2 rRNA genes (1 of these 2 cut by a window edge) are annotated in these 2,500 nt (G+C 53.6%); both read left to right on the top strand.

The features are described from left to right. A 23S ribosomal RNA gene (locus H6F90_RS29865) occupies window positions 1–2,316 on the top strand; it begins 569 nt to the left of the window's first position. Window positions 2,317–2,383: 67 nt separating this feature from the next. After that, window positions 2,384–2,500, top strand: a 5S ribosomal RNA gene (gene rrf / locus H6F90_RS29860).

Genomic DNA, 2,500 nt, shown 5'->3' with positions numbered 1-2,500 from the left:
GGGTAACGGTGTGCCTGTTGAAGAATGAGCCGGCGACTTATAGGCAGTGGCAGATTAAGGCGAGAATGCCGAAGTCAAAGCGAAAGCGAGTCTGAAAAGGGCGAATAGGTCACTGTTTATAGACCCGAACCCGGGTGATCTAACCATGTCCAGGATGAAGCTTGGGTAACACCAAGTGGAGGTCCGAACCGACCGATGTTGAAAAATCGGCGGATGAGGTGTGGTTAGGGGTGAAATGCCAATCGAACCCGGAGCTAGCTGGTTCTCCCCGAAATGTGTTGAGGCGCAGCGGTAACGATTATAGGCGGGGGGTAAAGCACTGTTTCGGTGCGGGCTGCGAGAGCGGTACCAAATCGAGACAAACTCAGAATACCCGTTGAACACGTTGCCAGTGAGACAGTGGGGGATAAGCTCCATTGTCGAAAGGGAAACAGCCCAGACCACCAGCTAAGGCCCCCAAATTGTCACTAAGTGATAAAGGAGGTGGAATTGCCGAGACAACCAGGAGGTTTGCCTAGAAGCAGCCATCCTTAAAAGAGTGCGTAATAGCTCACTGGTCAAGCGATTCTGCGCCGAAAATGAACGGGGCTAAGTGACATGCCGAAGCTGTGGGATTAATAAATTAATCGGTAGGGGAGCGTTCCGTAGTAGTGAGAAGTACTAGCGAGAGCAGGTATGGACGAAGCGGAAGTGAGAATGTCGGCTTGAGTAGCGCAAACATTGGTGAGAATCCAATGCCCTGAAATCCCAAGGGTTCCTCCGGAAGGCTCGTCCACGGAGGGTTAGTCAGGACCTAAGGCGAGGCTGAGAAGCGTAGTCGATGGACAATCGGTCAACATTCCGATACTGATGATGGATAGTGCAGAGGGACGGAGAAGGCTAGGCCAGCCGGATGTTGGTTACCGGTTCAAGTGTCCGAGGTGATGAGGAGCGGTGAAAACGCTCTGAGCTGAGGCATGAGTACGAGGGTCTACGGACCCGAAGTGGTTGAAGTCAGGCTTCCTAGAAAAGCTCTAAGCACGATAATCCATGATTACCTGTACCCGAAACCGACACAGGTGGGATGGTTGAGAATACCCAAGGGCGCGAGATAACTCTCTCTAAGGAACTCGGCAAAATGGCCCCGTAACTTCGGGAGAAGGGGTGCCACCGAGAGGTGGTCGCAGTGAAGAGATCCAGGCGACTGTTTACCAAAAACACAGGTCTCCGCGAAGTCGTAAGACGAAGTATGGGGGCTGACGCCTGCCCAGTGCCGGAAGGTTAAGGAAGTCGGTCAGGCTCTTCGGAGTTGAAGCTGGCGACTGAAGCCCCGGTGAACGGCGGCCGTAACTATAACGGTCCTAAGGTAGCGAAATTCCTTGTCGGGTAAGTTCCGACCCGCACGAAAGGCGTAACGATCTGGATGCTGTCTCAGAGAGAGGCTCGGCGAAATAGGAATGTCTGTGAAGATACGGACTACCTGCACCCGGACAGAAAGACCCTATGAAGCTTTACTGTAGCCTGGTATTGGGTTCGGGCCTTGCATGCGCAGGATAGGTGGGAGACTAAGAAGTTGCTCTTGTGGGAGCAGCGGAGTCAACGGTGAGATACCACTCTTGTGAGGCTAGAATTCTAACCCTAAGCCATTAGCTGGCGAGGGAACAGTATCAGGTGGGCAGTTTGACTGGGGCGGTCGCCTCCTAAAAGGTAACGGAGGCGCGCAAAGGTTCTCTCAGGCTGGTTGGAAATCAGCCGTAGAGTGTAAAGGCAGAAGAGAGCTTGACTGCGAGACAAACAAGTCGAGCAGGGACGAAAGTCGGCCTTAGTGATCCGACGGCACTGAGTGGAAGGGCCGTCGCTCAACGGATAAAAGTTACTCTAGGGATAACAGGCTGATCTCCCCCAAGAGTTCACATCGACGGGGAGGTTTGGCACCTCGATGTCGGCTCATCGCAACCTGGTGCGGAAGTACGTGCCAAGGGTTGGGCTGTTCGCCCATTAAAGCGGTACGTGAGCTGGGTTCAGAACGTCGTGAGACAGTTCGGTCCATATCCGGTGCAGGCGCAAGAGCATTGAGAGGAATCCTCCTTAGTACGAGAGGACCGGGAGGAACGCACCGCTGGTGTACCAGTTATCGTGCCAACGGTAAACGCTGGGTAGCCAAGTGCGGAGCGGATAACCGCTGAAAGCATCTAAGTGGGAAGCCCACCTCAAGATGAGTGCTCTCATGGAGTTAATCCAGTAAGGTCACGGGCAGAACACCCGTTAATAGGTTGTAGATGGAAGTGTGGCAACACATGAAGTCGAGCAATACTAACAGACCGAGGGCTTGACCTCGAATCACAACAGACGTTGGTGACGAAAAGACAAGGGACTATGCAGCCTTCAAGGTTTTGAAGATATTCCTGGTGTTCATGGCGCGGTGGAACCACACTGACCCATCCCGAACTCAGAGGTGAAACGCTGTAGCGGCGACGATACTTTGGGGGCAGCCCCACGGGACAATAGCTCGATGCCAGGG

It is taken from the genome of Trichocoleus sp. FACHB-591, from assembly GCF_014695845.1.
Lineage (GTDB): Bacteria > Cyanobacteriota > Cyanobacteriia > FACHB-46 > FACHB-46 > Trichocoleus.
Note: the sequence above shows the minus strand (reverse complement) of the source record. Positions and strands in the feature narration are given on the sequence as shown.